Origin of the sequence: Enterobacter sp. MGH85 (assembly GCF_001037655.1) — a bacterium.
Lineage (GTDB): Bacteria > Pseudomonadota > Gammaproteobacteria > Enterobacterales > Enterobacteriaceae > Enterobacter > Enterobacter intestinihominis.
In genome coordinates this window covers 3,806,002-3,821,094 of the sequence record NZ_KQ089925.1, presented here as the reverse complement: position 1 = coordinate 3,821,094, position 15,093 = coordinate 3,806,002, and the positions used below count along the sequence as shown (strand labels likewise).

The window sequence follows — 15,093 nt, the reverse complement described above, 5'->3', positions numbered from 1 at the left end:
CCGGAAGGCGTAGCGTGGTGAGACGATGATCATTTATTTACACGGTTTTGACTCAAACAGTCCTGGTAATCATGAGAAAGTGCTGCAATTGCAGTTTATCGATCCGGATGTCCGGCTGATCAGTTACAGCACGCGTCATCCGAAGCATGACATGCAGCATCTGCTTAAAGAAGTGGACAAAATGTTGCAGCTCAATATCGACGATCGCCCGCTGATTTGCGGCGTGGGGTTGGGGGGATACTGGGCAGAGCGCATCGGTTTTTTGTGCGATATCCGTCAGGTCATTTTTAATCCTAACCTGTTTCCAAACGAAAACATGGAAGGCAAGATTGACCGTCCGGAAGAGTACGCCGATATCGCAACAAAATGCGTGAGCAATTTCCGCGAAAAGAACCGCGACCGGTGTCTGGCGATCCTCTCCCGCAACGATGAAGCGCTGGACAGCTCCCGCGCTGCTGAACTTCTGCATCATTACTACGAAATTGTCTGGGACGAAGAGCAGACCCACAAGTTCAAAAATATTTCCCCGCACTTGCAGCGTATTAAGGCCTTTAAAACGCTGGGCTGAACTCCCTGAACCTGACAAAGGCCCGGTACGTGAAAGCGTGCCGGGCCTCTTTTTTGTCAGAGTTGTCTACTTTTAAACCATCAAAACTTGATACATATCAATTTTGGTATGACCAATGCGCCTGACGTGCTATTCTCAATGAATATGAATGGTTTCAGCGCAGTAACCTGTTGTTAATTAAGGGTTATTTATATAACTTTTAATTAACAATTGGTTAATAATTTGAGGGGGTCACGTTGACTACGCCATTGAAAAAGATAGTGATTGTCGGCGGTGGTGCTGGCGGACTGGAGCTGGCGACGCAGCTGGGTAAGAAACTGGGTCGCGGTAAGAAAGCCAAAATCACGCTGGTGGATCGTAACCACAGCCATCTGTGGAAGCCGTTACTGCACGAAGTGGCGACCGGGTCGCTGGATGAGGGCGTGGATGCGCTCAGCTATCTGGCACATGCGCGTAACCACCACTTCCAGTTCCAGCTGGGTTCGGTGGTGGACATCAACCGTGAAAATAAAACCATCACGCTGGCTGAGCTGCGTGATGATAAAGGCGAGCTGCTGGTTCCTGAGCGCAAGCTGGCCTATGACACGCTGGTGATGGCCCTGGGCAGTACGTCCAATGATTTCAACACCCCAGGCGTAAAAGAGCACTGCATCTTCCTGGATAACCCGCATCAGGCGCGTCGTTTCCATCAGGAGATGCTTAACCTGTTCCTGAAGTACACCAACAACATGGGTGCTAACGGCAAGGTTAACATTGCTATCGTGGGCGGCGGCGCAACGGGCGTTGAATTATCGGCGGAGTTGCACAATGCGGTCAAACAGCTGCACAGCTACGGCTACAAAGGACTGACTAATGAAGCGCTGAATGTGACGCTGGTGGAAGCAGGTGAACGTATTCTGCCTGCGCTGCCGCCGCGTATTTCTGGCGCGGCGCACAACGAGCTGACCAAACTGGGCGTGCGCGTGCTGACCCAGACCATGGTGACCAGCGCGGATGAGGGCGGACTGCATACCAAAGACGGCGAATACATCCAGGCCGACCTGATGGTCTGGGCTGCGGGGATCAAAGCGCCTGATTTCATGAAAGATATCGGTGGGCTGGAGACAAACCGTATTAACCAGCTGGTGACAGAGCCGACGCTGCAAACCACGCGCGATCCGGACATCTTCGCTATCGGCGACTGTGCCTCCTGCGCGCGTCCGGAAGGCGGGTTTGTGCCTCCTCGCGCCCAGGCCGCGCACCAGATGGCAAGCCTCGTGCTGCATAACATCCTGGCGCAGATGAAAGGCAAACCGATGAAAGCCTATGTCTACAAAGACCACGGCTCTCTGGTGTCGCTCTCAAACTTTTCCACCGTGGGCAGCCTGATGGGCAACCTGATGCGCGGCTCCATGATGGTGGAAGGGCGCATCGCCCGCTTCGTGTACATTTCTCTGTACCGTATGCACCAGATTGCGCTGCACGGCTACTTCAAAACCGGCCTGATGATGCTGGTCGGCCGCATCAACCGCGTTATCCGCCCACGCCTGAAGCTGCACTAATTTCTCCCTCCCTCCGGGCTCTCCGGAGGGAATTTTTAGCACATCATGCTGTGCATTTCGCTCCTGACGCTTAAGAGTTCTCTTAAACAGACGCTATCCCAGCTCATCCCCCGGTTTTTTGATCCTTTATCTTATTGGCGAAGCGTTTATTGCGCTGCAAAATTGCTACCAATTGCAACAAAGGAGGAAGTCCCGTGAATAAATCAATGTTGGCGGGTATAGGGATTGGCGTCGCAGCTGCGTTAGGTGTGGCTGCCGTTGCCAGTCTGAACGTACTTGATCGTGGCCCGCAGTATGCGCAGGTGGTTTCCGCTACACCGATCAAAGAGACGGTCAAGACGCCTCGTCAGGAGTGCCGTAATGTTTCTGTCACCCATCGTCGTCCGGTTCAGGATGAAAACCGTATCGCTGGCTCCGTGCTGGGCGCGGTTGCTGGTGGGGTGATTGGTCATCAGTTTGGTGGTGGCCGTGGTAAGGATGTCGCGACGGTAGTTGGTGCGCTGGGTGGCGGTTATGCCGGTAACCAGGTGCAGGGCGCGATGCAGGAAAATGATACCTACACCACAACGCAGCAGCGCTGTAAAACCGTGTATGACAAGTCTGAAAAAATGTTGGGCTACGACGTAACCTACAAAATTAGCGATCAGCAGGGCAAAATCCGCATGGATAAAGATCCTGGTACGCAGATCCCTCTCGACAGCAATGGTCAGCTGATACTGAATAACAAAGTGTAAAAAAGATGTTCTCTGAACTTAGCTCCTCATGCGCTCAGGCTGAGGAGCTTTTTTTTGCGTCAGAGTTTAAGAAGTTCAGGCCACAGGCGCAGCGTTATTTGCGTAATCCCCTGCAGTTTTTCCAGCGTCGCGCCTTCACGGGCGCTGATGGACATCCCCTGTAGAATACAGCTCAGATACTGGGCTAGCTCCTGCGGACGGCAATGTGCCGGAATTTCACCGCGCTGCTGGCGTTGAGCCAGAAACGTGCTGAGCGTCTCCTCCTGCATCGCATGGCGCGATTTGACCGTGTTGGCAATCTCTTTCGACGATGCCGCGAGGGTCGCGGAGGTGTTGATCATAAAACAGCCCGCGGGCGTGTCTTTACTGGTAAAGCAGGTTGCGACTGCGCAGAAATAATCCTGCAATGCCTGCTCAACCGTTTTTTCTTCACAGAATAGCTGGGCTTCGTGTTTTGCCGCGAAGCGCGAGATGTATCTGTCCAGAACGGCCCGGAATAAGCCTTCTTTGTTGGTGAACTCTGCGTACAGGGTAGGGGCTTTCGCGCCCGTTGCTTCCACCAGGTCGGAGAGCGACGTGGCTTCATACCCATGCTGCCAGAAGAGCGTCATGGCCTTATCGAGCGCCGCATCCCTGTCGAACACTTTTGGTCGGCCACGGCTTTTCTTTGCGCAACGCGTGACATCGGTTGTCATGTGCCGTTGGTCCTCTGTTGTTTTGTTGAATAGTCATTATAAAAATAAACGTCTGCGACGACCAGCGGTGATTTCTTAAAAATAATTTAATTTTATCTTTATGAAATATAAGGAAAATGAAATTAATTTAACGACCATTATAAAAATGGGTTGACGTGTGACCTGGATCACATCTATCATTTACCTATCGATCGTTAACTAAATAACTAACGACCACTACATCATCTGCCCAAAGGTATAAAATCATGAAAAACGTTAAAACCCTCATCGCTGCCGCCGTTCTGAGTTCACTCTCTTTCGCAAGCTTCGCTGCTGTTGAAGTGCAATCCACTCCAGCAGACCAGCAGAAAGTCGGTACCATCTCTGCCACTGCCGGGACTAACCTCGGCTCTCTGGAAGATCAGCTGGCACAAAAAGCTGACGAAATGGGTGCGAAATCATTCCGCATCACCTCTGTGACCGGTCCTAACACCCTGCACGGTACCGCAGTTATCTACAAATAAGCGTAACGCAACCCTCCGTTATGCCACTGCAAAAAAAAACGCCCTGCTAATGCAGGGCGTTTGTCGTTATTACCGTTCTACATTGACTGCTGAGCAACCTCATGATGCCGCGTGACATCGGTTGGCATCCCCGAGCGCGCTTCCATCGCCCGCTCCATCACTGCGCCATCGGTGTTTGCATTCGTTTTAAAGCTCACCATCGAGGCATTCAGATTAATCGGCAGCGTCTGCGGATCGTCATTAATGTTTTTCGATAGCGGCTGGTGGATCTCAACCAGACGGACGCCACCCGGCTCTTCAGACACTTTAATCGGCGTATTGATGATATTCACTTTCGTGCCAGGGGCGATCACGCGGTAGAGCGTTTTGATGTCGTCATCGCGCAGGCGAATGCAGCCGGAGCTGACGCGCATCCCGATACCAAAATCCGCATTCGTTCCGTGCAGAAGATAAACCCCACCATATGCCGCCAGGCGAATTGCATGGTGCCCCATCGGATTATCCGGGCCCGCGGGAACCACGGCAGGGAGATCGATACCCTGTGCCTTATAGCGGGCGCGGATGTTTGCCGTCGGAGTCCAGGTTGGATTAGCGCGCTTGTCGGAGACGGTGGTCACCATGGTCGGCGTGAGCGTATCGCCTCCCAGCTGGCCGATGCCGATAGGGTAGACGGTTACTTCATTTTTCCCCGGCGGGTAATAGTAAAGACGCAGCTCGGCGAGGTTTATCACAATCCCCTGACGCGGCGCGTCCGGCAGGATGGTTTGCAGCGGAATCGTCAGTACGCTGCCCGCCCGGGGCACATAGGGATCTACGCCCGGGTTGGCCTGCAACAGCGCCAGGAACCCGACGTTATATTTTTTAGCAATCGCTTCCAGCGAACCGCCATCGTTTTCAACCACGTGAAAGCGGTTTTCACCTACGACGTTGCTGCCGGCGGGCGGAAGAGGCCAGGTATTGGCGCGAGCAGGGAGCGCGACGGCAACCGTCGCGGCCAGCGCAACCAGAGTTAACCAGCGGGTAAAACGCGAAGAAATCATCATTATCATAATCCATACAAATGATAAGGTTATTGTTTTATAAGGCGTTAATGATAATTATGGCGAATGTATGGTCGGGAAGATCGGGCGAAGTGCAAAGAGTTTGTAAATTGTCCCCCACCAGCCGGGCGCTGGCGGGGGAAACCGTTATGCGATGGCGTTCTCTTCCAACTGACGCATAAAGTTACGCACCCAGTCCATGCGGATTTTACGTTCCGTCAGATCCTGAGTAAATTTCAGACGCGTCGGGCCATCAAGACGGAAATGCTGCGGCTGTTTTTGCAGAAGGCCAATCAGCCACATCGGATCGACGTGGTTCTTCTCGGCAAACTCAATTACGCCGCCTTTCTCGTTGCCTTCAAGCTTACGAATGCCCAGCTTCTGCGCCTGCTGACGCAGGCGGGCAATATCCAGCAGGTTGCGCGCCGCATCGGGCAATATCCCAAAACGGTCAATCAGTTCGACTTTAATCTCTTCCAGCTCGCCTTCGCGTTTCGCGCTGGCAATGCGTTTGTAGAACGACAGACGGGTATTCACGTCAGGAATAAAATCATCCGGCAACAGGGAAGGCATGCGCAGTTCCACTTCGGTCTGCTGGCTGGTGAGATCTTCCAGAGACGGTTCACGTCCGGCTTTAAGCGCGTCGACGGCATTTTCCAGCAGCTCCATATACAGAGAGAAACCGATGGTTTCCATGGAGCCGCTCTGGTCTTCACCCAACAACTCACCGGCGCCGCGGATCTCCAGGTCGTGCGTCGCCAGCGCAAAGCCAGCACCCAGATCTTCCAGCGAGGCGATAGCTTCCAGACGCTTTTGCGCGTCGGTGGTCATCGCCTTCGGATGCGGCGTCAGCAGCCACGCGTAGGCCTGATGGTGCGAACGCCCGACGCGCCCGCGCAGCTGATGCAGCTGGGCCAGGCCGAAGTGATCCGCGCGTTCGATGATGATGGTGTTCGCCGTCGGAATGTCGATCCCGGTCTCAATGATGGTGGTACATACCAGCACGTTGAAACGCTGATGGTGGAAGTCGTTCATCACCCGCTCCAGCTCGCGCTCGCGCATCTGGCCGTGACCAATGGCGATGCGCGCTTCCGGCACCAGCTCTGCCAGCCTGTCGGCGGCTTTCTGAATGTTTTCAACGTCGTTATACAGGTAATATACCTGGCCGCCGCGCAGCACTTCACGCAGGATCGCCTCGCGAACCACCAGATTGTCGTACTCGCGAACAAAGGTTTTCACCGCCAGACGGCGCGCCGGCGGGGTGGCAATAATCGACAGATCGCGCATGCCGCTCATCGCCATATTCAGGGTGCGCGGGATCGGCGTGGCGGTCAGGGTCAGAATGTCGACGTCGGCGCGCATCGCTTTGATGCGCTCTTTGTGGCGCACCCCAAAGCGGTGCTCTTCATCGACGATCAGCAGCCCCAGATCTTTCCACTTCACGTCGCTTTGCAGCAGCTTGTGGGTGCCGATCAGAATGTCAATTTTGCCTTCGCTTGCCTGTTCCAGGATTTGCGTCTGCTCTTTGGCGCTGCGGAAACGCGACAGCATCTCAATGCGTACCGGCCAGTTGGCGAAGCGGTCGCGGAAGTTGTCGAAGTGCTGCTGGGCGAGGAGGGTAGTCGGCACCAGCACCGCCACCTGCTTGTTGTTTTCCACCGCCAGGAAAGCGGCACGCATTGCTACCTCGGTTTTACCGAAGCCCACGTCGCCGCAGACTAAGCGATCCATCGCCAGCGGCTGGCACATGTCGCTCAGCACGGCATTTATGGCCTGAGCCTGATCCGGCGTAGTTTCAAACGGGAAGCTGTCGCAGAACAGCTGGTACTGCTCTTTATCATGCTTAAACGCATAACCCTCTTTGGCCGCGCGCTGGGCGTAAATGTCCAGCAGCTCGGCGGCCACGTCGCGCACTTTTTCCGCCGCCTTCTGCCGCGCGCGTGACCAGGCGTCGCCGCCCAGCTTATGCAGCGGCGCGTTATCTTCCGCGCCACCGGCGTAGCGGCTGATAAGGTGCAGGGACGACACCGGCACGTACAGTTTGGCGTCGTTCGCGTAGGTCAGCATCAGGTATTCACCTTTGATGCCGCCTGCTTCGAGGGTGGTCATTCCCTGATAGCGACCCACACCGTGTTCCAGGTGAACGATCGGCTGACCGGGGTGCAGTTCGGCCAGGTTGCGGATCAGGGTGTCCGGGTTGATGGTGCGACGGCTGTCCTGACGACGGCGCGCCACGCGCTCGCCCAGCAGGTCGCTTTCACAAATCAAGGCCAGGTTATTGAGCGTATCAATAAATCCGTGTTCGGCGGAGCCGATCATCAGGTAACGACCATTTCCGGTCGCTTCGCTCAGGCGATGAATGCGCTTCGGTGCAACTTTGATCCGCCCTAGTAGTTCGCCCAGCGCTTCACGACGACCCTCACTCTCAACGGAGAACACCACTGGCCCGGTGAAGGAATCAAGAAACTTGCGCAGGTTATCGAGCGGGGATTTCTGCTGCGCCTGGACGGCCAGATCGGGCAGCGTCCGGAACGCGAGATTGGTGTTCGCCGCCTTATCGGCAAGCGAATCGGTTTTGAGCTGCATACGCGGCCAGCGTTTTAGCTCGGCGTTGAGCTCGTCGGTACGCAGCCACAGCATTTCCGGCGGCAGCAGCGGACGCATCGGGTCAACGCCCCGGTTTTCAAAGCGGGCGCGCGTTTCGCTTTCAAAGCGGCTGGCGCTGGCGTCGATATCCCCGGTGTTAACAATCAGCGTATTCGCCGGGAAGTAGCTGAACAGCGCCGGCAGCGGTTCGTTAAAGAACAGGGGCTGCCAGTACTCGATCCCGGCCGGAAGGGTGCCTTTGCTGACCTGCTGGTAGATATGTTCGGCATCACGTTTCACGTCGAACCTGTCGCGCCACTGGCTGCGGAACAGTTCGATGGCGGTTTTATCCGTCGGGAACTCATGGGCGGGCAGCAGATTAATGGAGTCCACTTCCTCCAGCGTGCGCTGGGTGTCGGCGTCGAACACGCGCAGGCTGTCGATCTCATCATCGAAGAAATCCAGACGATACGGCTGGTCGCTGCCCATTGGATAGAGATCCAGCAGCGCACCGCGCGTCGCGTATTCGCCGTGCTCCATCACCTGATCGACATGACGGTAACCGGCTCCGTCAAGCTGCACGCGCAGGGCATCGCGCGACAGGCGCTGGCCTTTTTTCATCACCAGCGCATGGCCGTGCAAATAGCTGTGCGGACAGACGCGCTGCATCAGGGTATTCACCGGCACAATCAGCACGCCGCGCTGCATGGTGGGGAGCTGATACAGCGTCGACAGGCGTGAGGAGATGATCTCCTGGTGCGGAGAGAAACTGTCGTAGGGAAGCGTTTCCCAGTCGGCCAGGCTGAATACCAGACTGTCGGTGAACTGACGAATTTCGTCGTGCAGGCGCAGGGCGTTTTGCATGTCCGGGGCAACCAGCACCACCGGCCCCGGATGGCGCTCGGCAATTTCCGCCACCAGCGTGGCGCAGGCCGCGCCTGTCAGTTCGCCCAGCTGGCGTTGGTCACCTGCTTTTACAGGCAAGGAAAAACGATAGTGTTCAGGCATGGCTATGTCAGGGTCTCTTGGGGATATACCAACAGTATTGGGGCATATCACTGATACGCAATGTCTTTATTATCCTCGATCGTTTTGCATAAGCAAATCGTAACCGCACAAGAAGAAAAGTGCCCCCGGATGGGGGCAGGGTAGGTTAGCGGCTGGCGAGCTGTGGCGTAAGCCGTGCGGGAGGGGAGAAGAAAAGGTCGCCAAAGAGGGCGGTCGAGAGCTTACGTGCGCCCAGTCCAACCAGCGTGCAGACGAGCAGGCTGACGAACGGATAGACCAGAATCAGCGTTAACTCCGCCCAGATCGGCCAGTACGCCGCATTCATTTCGCGAATCAGGAGCAGGCTAAACGCCTCAATTAAAATGCGGTGGGTGGTATAAATCGCGATGGTGTTTGAACCGATGACGTTCAGCAGATTATTGGGATGAACGGCATAACGCTGCTCGAAGCTGTAAAAGAGCTTCATGATGACCACGATCGACAGCAGTGAGAGCGGCAGAGGAACATTAGCGAACCACAGCACTACCGACACCGCGCCAGAGGCGATAAGTACCAGCCAGCTGCGGCGCAAATTCATCCCTTTCATCCACGTCATCAACTGCGCGCCGTACCATGCGCCGAGGCTGTAGTAGATCATGTTGCGCACCACGCTGTTCATTCCCCACCATGGTAAAGGCAGGAAGTTAATGGCGATGCTTGCCAGCGCCAGAAGCCCCAGCATCGGCAGTTTCCAGCGGCTCAGCAGTTTACAGAGCGTGAAGTAGACTACTAAGGCGTACAAGTACCACAGGCTGGTGCTGGCCGTGAGCATTCCCAGTACAAACCCTGAAACGGAATCGGCGTAGGCCGCATTGGATGCTGTCGCCAGTTCACGCTCGGGGGCGAGCCAGGCATTCAGATGGGTCAGCGCCTGCCATTGCAGGACGCCCCACAGGGCCAGCACCCAGACAATGCTCCAGATCCGCTTGTCGAGACTGGTGCGCCAGTTCACCTCGTCAATATATCGACGAATCAAATAGCCGGAGATGAAGAAAAACACCGGCATACGGAACGGTGCGAGGTAAAGATTAAAGTAGACCCAGCATTTGGCGAGCAGGCCCGATAACGGATGCTGTAGCCCGTCCAGGTGAGGATAAAAGGTGATCACCGAGTGGTAAATCACCACCAGGCAGATGCACAGCCCTTTTATCTGGTTAATCCATAATGCTTTTTGTTTCATTGTGCGTGACGACCTTGTTGCCATAAACGAAAGGTCGATTGTTGTAAAATGAAACCCCGATGTAACGGGTAACAGTCTGTATCAGGACGATTTTCGGAAAAGGTGGAGGCTGTATGGCGGAAGTTCAGTCAGTAGCATGATGATTTATCTGAATTTTTCGGAAAAATGATTACCGAATCTTACGGTTTCAGTCATTTACGCTTAGCGGATTCGCTTATATACTCGTGGGTCTGCTATCAGCAAACAGACGGATTTCATGTATCAACCTGTCGCACTCTTCATAGGCTTACGTTACATGCGTGGGCGCGCCGCGGACCGCTTCGGTCGCTTTGTCTCCTGGCTTTCGACTATTGGCATTACGCTTGGCGTGATGGCTCTGGTGACGGTGCTTTCCGTCATGAACGGCTTCGAGCGCGAGCTGCAAAACAATATCCTGGGGCTGATGCCGCAGGCCGTTCTCTCTTCCACTCAGGGCTCCGTTAACCCGCAACAGCTGCCGGAAAGCGCGGTGAAGTTACAGGGTGTCACGCGCGTTGCGCCCCTCACGACGGGCGATGTGGTGCTGCAAAGCGCCCGCAGCGTGGCGGTCGGGGTGATGCTGGGTATCGATCCGGCGCAAAAAGATCCGCTGACGCCGTTCCTGGTCAACGTAAAACAAACCGACCTGGAAGCGGGTAAATACAACGTCATCCTCGGCGAGCAGCTTGCCGGGCAGCTCGGGGTCAACCGTGGCGATCAACTGCGCGTGATGGTGCCCTCAGCCAGTCAGTTTACGCCGATGGGGCGTCTGCCAAGCCAGCGCCTGTTCAACGTGATTGGCACGTTTGCGGCGAACAGCGAAGTCGATGGTTACCAGATGCTGGTTAACATTCAGGACGCCTCGCGTCTGATGCGCTACCCGGCGGGAAATATCACCGGCTGGCGTCTGTGGCTTGATGCGCCGCTGAAGGTGGATACCCTTAGCCAGCAGACGCTACCGGAAGGAACGAAATGGCAGGACTGGCGCGACCGCAAAGGCGAACTGTTCCAGGCCGTGCGCATGGAGAAAAACATGATGGGGCTGCTGCTGAGCCTGATCGTGGCCGTTGCCGCGTTTAATATCATCACCTCGCTCGGGCTGATGGTGATGGAGAAGCAAGGCGAAGTCGCCATTCTGCAAACCCAGGGGCTGACGCCGCGCCAGATCATGGCTGTATTTATGGTGCAGGGCGCCAGCGCTGGCATCATCGGCGCGCTGCTCGGCGCGGCGCTGGGTGCGCTGCTCGCCAGCCAGCTCAACAATCTCATGCCGATTATCGGCGCGCTGCTTGATGGTGCGGCGCTGCCGGTGGCTATCGAGCCGCTCCAGGTGGTCGGTATTGCGCTGGCCGCGATGGCTATTGCGCTGCTCTCTACGCTTTATCCTTCCTGGCGGGCTGCCGCCACTCAACCCGCTGAGGCTTTACGTTATGAATAAGATCCTGTTGCAGTGCGACAACCTGTCCAAACGCTATCAGGAAGGCACTGTGCAGACCGACGTGTTGCACAATGTGAGTTTTAGCGTGGGCGAAGGCGAGATGATGGCGATTGTCGGCAGCTCCGGCTCCGGCAAAAGTACGCTGCTGCACCTGCTGGGCGGGCTGGACACGCCAACCGAAGGCGATGTGATCTTCTCCGGTCAGCCGCTGAGTAAAATGTCGTCTACGGCGAAAGCCGAGCTGCGTAACCGTGAGCTGGGTTTTATCTATCAGTTCCACCATCTGCTTCCGGACTTTACGGCGCTGGAAAACGTCGCAATGCCGCTGCTGATTGGTAAAAAGAAACCCGCGGAAATTAATGCCCGCGCCAGCGACATGCTAAACGCGGTAGGGCTGGGTCATCGCGGGAATCATCGTCCGTCTGAGCTTTCCGGCGGCGAGCGTCAGCGTGTGGCCATCGCCCGTGCGCTGGTCAACAACCCGCGCCTGGTGCTGGCGGATGAACCGACAGGCAACCTCGATGCGCGTAACGCAGACAGCATTTTCCAGCTTCTCGGCGAACTGAACGCCGCGCAGGGAACCGCGTTTCTGGTGGTCACGCACGATTTGCAGCTGGCTAAGCGGATGGGCCGTCAGCTGGAAATGCGCGACGGTCGTCTGAATGCAGAACTGACGCTGATGGGAGCGGAGTAATGGCTTCACCGTTATCGTTACTCATTGGGTTACGCTTTAGCCGCGGTCGTCGCCGGAGCGGGATGGTTTCCCTTATCTCCGTGATCTCCACCATCGGTATCGCCCTGGGTGTGGCGGTTCTAATCGTGGGCTTAAGCGCCATGAATGGCTTTGAGCGCGAACTGAATAACCGCATTCTGGCCGTTGTACCCCACGGTGAAATCGAGCCGGTTAACCAGCCGTGGTCCAGCTGGCGTGATGCCCTGAACAAAGTGGAAAAGGTACCCGGCATTGCGGCGGCTGCACCTTACATCAACTTTACCGGGCTGGTAGAGAGCGGGGTAAACCTGCGCGCCATTCAGGTGAAAGGGGTGAATCCACGTCAGGAGGAGCGTCTGAGCGCGCTGCCTCGCTATGTGCAAAATGGCGCATGGGCAAACTTTAAGGCTGGCGAACAGCAGGTCATCATGGGCAAAGGCGTTGCCGATGCACTGAAGGTGAAGCAGGGCGACTGGGTCTCGATCATGATCCCGAACGCCAGCGCTGATCACAAATTGCAGCAGCCTAAGCGCGTGCGTCTGCACGTCACCGGTATTTTGCAGCTGAGCGGCCAGCTCGATCACAGCTTCGCGATGGTGCCGCTGGAGGATGCGCGCCAGTATCTGGATATGATCGACAGCGTGACGGGCATTGCCATTAAAGTTAACGACGTTTTCAACGCCAATACACTCGTGCGTGACGCTGGCAGCGTGACCAATAACTATGTCTACATCAAAAGCTGGATCGGCACTTACGGGTATATGTACCGTGATATCCAGATGATCCGCGCGATTATGTATCTGGCGATGGTGCTGGTGATTGGCGTGGCGTGCTTTAATATCGTCTCTACGCTGGTCATGGCCGTTAAGGACAAGAGCGGCGACATTGCCGTGCTGCGTACCTTAGGGGCGAAAGACGGTCTTATTCGCGCCATCTTCGTCTGGTACGGTTTGCTGGCGGGGCTGTTTGGTAGCCTCTGCGGCGTGGTCATCGGCGTGGTGGTGTCTCTTCAGCTGACGCCGATTATCAACGGGATTGAGGCGCTTATCGGCCATCAATTCCTGTCAGGCGATATCTATTTTATTGACTTCCTGCCGTCTGAACTGCACTGGCTGGACGTTATTTATGTGCTGGTTACAGCACTTTTACTGAGTCTGCTGGCAAGCTGGTATCCGGCGCGTCGCGCTAGCCGAATTGATCCGGCGAGGGTATTAAGTGGCCAGTAATTTCGTCATGGTTTAGCGGTCTTTTGGCCGGTGAATCAAACAGAGGAATGCATCATGTATTACGGATTTGATATTGGCGGCACCAAGATTGCGCTCGGCGTGTTCGATAAAGACCTTAAGCTACAATGGGAAACCCGCGTCCCCACGCCGCGCGAAAGCTACGATGAATTTTTAACCGCCATTGCCGCGCTGGTGGCGCAAGCGGATGAACGCTTTGGCATCAAAGGCAGCGTTGGCATTGGTATACCGGGTATGCCCGAAACCGACGACGGCACGCTGTATGCCGCCAACGTTCCTGCTGCCAGCGGCAAACCGCTGCGTGCCGATCTTTCTGCTCTCCTTGAGCGCGACGTGCGCTTAGACAACGATGCCAACTGTTTTGCTCTCTCAGAGGCCTGGGACGACGAGTTTCGTCGCTATCCGTTGGTGATGGGGCTGATCCTCGGAACGGGCGTCGGTGGCGGGATTGTCATTAACGGTAAGCCCATTACCGGGCGCAGCTACATTACCGGAGAATTTGGTCATATCCGTCTGCCAGTGGATGCGCTGGACGTCGTTGGTCGTGATTTCCCGCTTACCCGCTGCGGCTGTGGTCAGCACGGCTGCATTGAGAGTTACCTTTCAGGGCGCGGGTTTGCATGGCTTTATGAACACTTCTATCATCAGAAACTTGAGGCCCCTCAAATCATTACGCTGTGGGAGCAGGGAGACGCGCAGGCGCGTGAGCACGTTGAGCGCTATCTTGATTTGCTGGCGGTGTGTCTGGGGAATATCCTGACCATCGTCGACCCGGATCTGCTGGTGATCGGGGGAGGGCTGTCAAATTTCACTGCGATTACGGAACAGCTGTCCGGGCGTTTGCCCCGACATTTATTGCCGGTCGCCCGCGTGCCGCGCATTGAGCGTGCGCGACACGGGGACGCAGGAGGCATGCGCGGAGCCGCATTCCTTCATCTCACCGATTAGTTTACGAGGTTACTATGCTGTCGCGTCGCCAGGGTCGACTCAGCCGTTTTCGCAAAAATAAACGCCGCTTACGTGAACGCCTGCGTCAGCGGATCTTTTTCAGAGACAGGATGATGCCAGAAGCGATGGATAAACCCAGAGTGGTGGTGTTGACCGGGGCGGGGATCTCCGCCGAATCCGGTATTCAGACCTTCCGCGCGGCGGACGGGCTGTGGGAAGAACACCGAGTAGAAGATGTGGCGACGCCGGAAGGTTTCGCCCGCGATCCGGCGCTGGTTCAGGCGTTTTACAACGCCCGTCGTCGCCAGCTTCAGCAGCCGGAGATTGCGCCAAACGCGGCGCACCTGGCGCTGGCAAAGCTGGAGGAGGCGCTGGGGGATCGTTTTCTGCTGGTGACGCAAAACATCGACAATCTTCACGAAAGAGCCGGAAACCACAACATCATTCACATGCACGGCGAACTGCTCAAGGTGCGGTGCGCATGGAGTGGGCAGGTGCTGGAGTGGAAAGAGGACGTGCTGGACGAAGACCGCTGCCACTGCTGTCAGTTCCCTTCGCGTCTGCGTCCCCATGTGGTCTGGTTTGGCGAAATGCCGCTGGGAATGGATGAGATCTACAGCGCCCTGGCCATGGCGGACGTCTTTATCGCCATTGGTACCTCAGGGCATGTCTATCCGGCGGCGGGGTTTGTTCACGAAGCGCGACTGCAAGGTGCCCATACGGTGGAGCTTAATCTGGAGCCAAGCCAGGTCGGGAGTGAGTTTGAAGAGAAGCATTACGGTCTGGCCAGCGAGGTGGTGCCAGCCTTTGTGGATAAACTCCTGAAGGGGCTGTAAGGG

At 56.1% G+C, this 15,093-nt stretch carries 13 protein-coding genes; 9 read left to right on the top strand and 4 right to left on the bottom strand.

Going from position 1 to position 15,093, the window contains the following annotated elements; all coding sequences use genetic code 11:
• Positions 1-25 precede the first annotated feature (25 nt).
• From ycfP to SK51_RS18150, 3 genes are all read left to right on the top strand, one after another.
• Positions 26-568, top strand: coding sequence for an alpha/beta hydrolase YcfP (gene ycfP / locus SK51_RS18160; RefSeq protein ID WP_022647750.1), 543 nt, complete (start codon positions 26-28; stop codon positions 566-568).
• A 236-nt stretch (positions 569-804) separates the two neighbouring features.
• Complete coding sequence (locus tag SK51_RS18155; RefSeq protein ID WP_017693633.1) at positions 805-2,109, top strand: NAD(P)/FAD-dependent oxidoreductase; 1,305 nt, start codon at positions 805-807, stop codon at positions 2,107-2,109.
• A gap of 194 nt (positions 2,110-2,303) precedes the next feature.
• Positions 2,304-2,843 carry a glycine zipper 2TM domain-containing protein gene (locus tag SK51_RS18150; RefSeq protein WP_048206914.1) on the top strand — a complete coding sequence of 180 codons (540 nt, stop codon included), beginning with the start codon at positions 2,304-2,306 and terminating at the stop codon, positions 2,841-2,843.
• A gap of 59 nt (positions 2,844-2,902) precedes the next feature.
• Here the strand turns inward: SK51_RS18150 and SK51_RS18145 are convergent, their stop codons facing one another.
• Positions 2,903-3,538 carry a TetR/AcrR family transcriptional regulator gene (locus SK51_RS18145; RefSeq protein WP_023305873.1) on the bottom strand — a complete coding sequence of 212 codons (636 nt, stop codon included), beginning with the start codon at positions 3,536-3,538 and terminating at the stop codon, positions 2,903-2,905.
• 245 nt (positions 3,539-3,783) lie between these two features.
• On the opposite strand from SK51_RS18145, the gene bhsA reads away from it, so the two are divergent.
• Complete coding sequence (gene bhsA / locus SK51_RS18140) at positions 3,784-4,041, top strand: multiple stress resistance protein BhsA (protein WP_006809234.1); 258 nt, start codon at positions 3,784-3,786, stop codon at positions 4,039-4,041.
• Positions 4,042-4,118: 77 nt separating this feature from the next.
• On the opposite strand, the gene ldtC is transcribed toward bhsA, so the two are convergent.
• The 3 genes from ldtC to SK51_RS18125 form a co-directional block, all read right to left on the bottom strand.
• Positions 4,119-5,084: a L,D-transpeptidase LdtC gene (gene ldtC, locus SK51_RS18135; protein WP_022650791.1), complete on the bottom strand. Its 966-nt coding sequence runs from the start codon at positions 5,082-5,084 to the stop codon at positions 4,119-4,121.
• 144 nt (positions 5,085-5,228) lie between these two features.
• Positions 5,229-8,675: a transcription-repair coupling factor gene (gene mfd / locus SK51_RS18130; RefSeq protein WP_023305875.1), complete on the bottom strand. Its 3,447-nt coding sequence runs from the start codon at positions 8,673-8,675 to the stop codon at positions 5,229-5,231.
• 145 nt (positions 8,676-8,820) lie between these two features.
• Entirely contained in the window at positions 8,821-9,894 is a 1,074-nt protein-coding gene (locus SK51_RS18125; RefSeq protein WP_022647756.1) for an acyltransferase family protein, read from the bottom strand.
• Between the two features lie 256 nt (positions 9,895-10,150).
• Between SK51_RS18125 and lolC the strand changes: the two genes are divergently transcribed.
• The 5 genes from lolC to cobB are packed head-to-tail and all read left to right on the top strand — an operon-like array spanning position 10,151 to position 15,090.
• Complete coding sequence (gene lolC, locus SK51_RS18120) at positions 10,151-11,350, top strand: lipoprotein-releasing ABC transporter permease subunit LolC (RefSeq protein ID WP_017384712.1); 1,200 nt, start codon at positions 10,151-10,153, stop codon at positions 11,348-11,350.
• A complete protein-coding gene (gene lolD, locus SK51_RS18115) occupies positions 11,343-12,044 on the top strand; it encodes a lipoprotein-releasing ABC transporter ATP-binding protein LolD (protein WP_022647757.1) in 702 nt (233 codons plus the stop codon). The genes lolC and lolD overlap by 8 nt, the downstream gene beginning before the upstream one ends.
• Entirely contained in the window at positions 12,044-13,288 is a 1,245-nt protein-coding gene (lolE, locus tag SK51_RS18110; protein WP_032676327.1) for a lipoprotein-releasing ABC transporter permease subunit LolE, read from the top strand. Before lolD ends, lolE begins: the two co-directional genes overlap by 1 nt.
• A gap of 54 nt (positions 13,289-13,342) precedes the next feature.
• The gene (gene nagK / locus SK51_RS18105) at positions 13,343-14,254 is read left to right on the top strand and encodes an N-acetylglucosamine kinase (protein WP_032676326.1); all 912 of its coding nucleotides are present in this window, start codon (positions 13,343-13,345) and stop codon (positions 14,252-14,254) included.
• Positions 14,255-14,268: 14 nt separating this feature from the next.
• On the top strand, positions 14,269-15,090 hold the full coding sequence (cobB, locus tag SK51_RS18100) for a Sir2 family NAD+-dependent deacetylase (RefSeq protein WP_022647760.1): 822 nt from the start codon (positions 14,269-14,271) through the stop codon (positions 15,088-15,090).
• Positions 15,091-15,093: the final 3 nt, after the last annotated feature.

Coding starts and splice junctions, on each gene's coding strand:
- nagK (WP_032676326.1), top strand. CDS start 13,343: ATGTATTACGGATTTGATATTGGCGGCACCAAGATTGCGCTCGGCGTG.
- bhsA (WP_006809234.1), top strand. CDS start 3,784: ATGAAAAACGTTAAAACCCTCATCGCTGCCGCCGTTCTGAGTTCACTC.
- lolD (WP_022647757.1), top strand. CDS start 11,343: ATGAATAAGATCCTGTTGCAGTGCGACAACCTGTCCAAACGCTATCAG.
- lolC (WP_017384712.1), top strand. CDS start 10,151: ATGTATCAACCTGTCGCACTCTTCATAGGCTTACGTTACATGCGTGGG.
- lolE (WP_032676327.1), top strand. CDS start 12,044: ATGGCTTCACCGTTATCGTTACTCATTGGGTTACGCTTTAGCCGCGGT.
- ycfP (WP_022647750.1), top strand. CDS start 26: ATGATCATTTATTTACACGGTTTTGACTCAAACAGTCCTGGTAATCAT.
- mfd (WP_023305875.1), bottom strand. CDS start 8,675: ATGCCTGAACACTATCGTTTTTCCTTGCCTGTAAAAGCAGGTGACCAA.
- SK51_RS18125 (WP_022647756.1), bottom strand. CDS start 9,894: ATGAAACAAAAAGCATTATGGATTAACCAGATAAAAGGGCTGTGCATC.
- SK51_RS18145 (WP_023305873.1), bottom strand. CDS start 3,538: ATGACAACCGATGTCACGCGTTGCGCAAAGAAAAGCCGTGGCCGACCA.
- cobB (WP_022647760.1), top strand. CDS start 14,269: ATGCTGTCGCGTCGCCAGGGTCGACTCAGCCGTTTTCGCAAAAATAAA.
- ldtC (WP_022650791.1), bottom strand. CDS start 5,084: ATGATGATTTCTTCGCGTTTTACCCGCTGGTTAACTCTGGTTGCGCTG.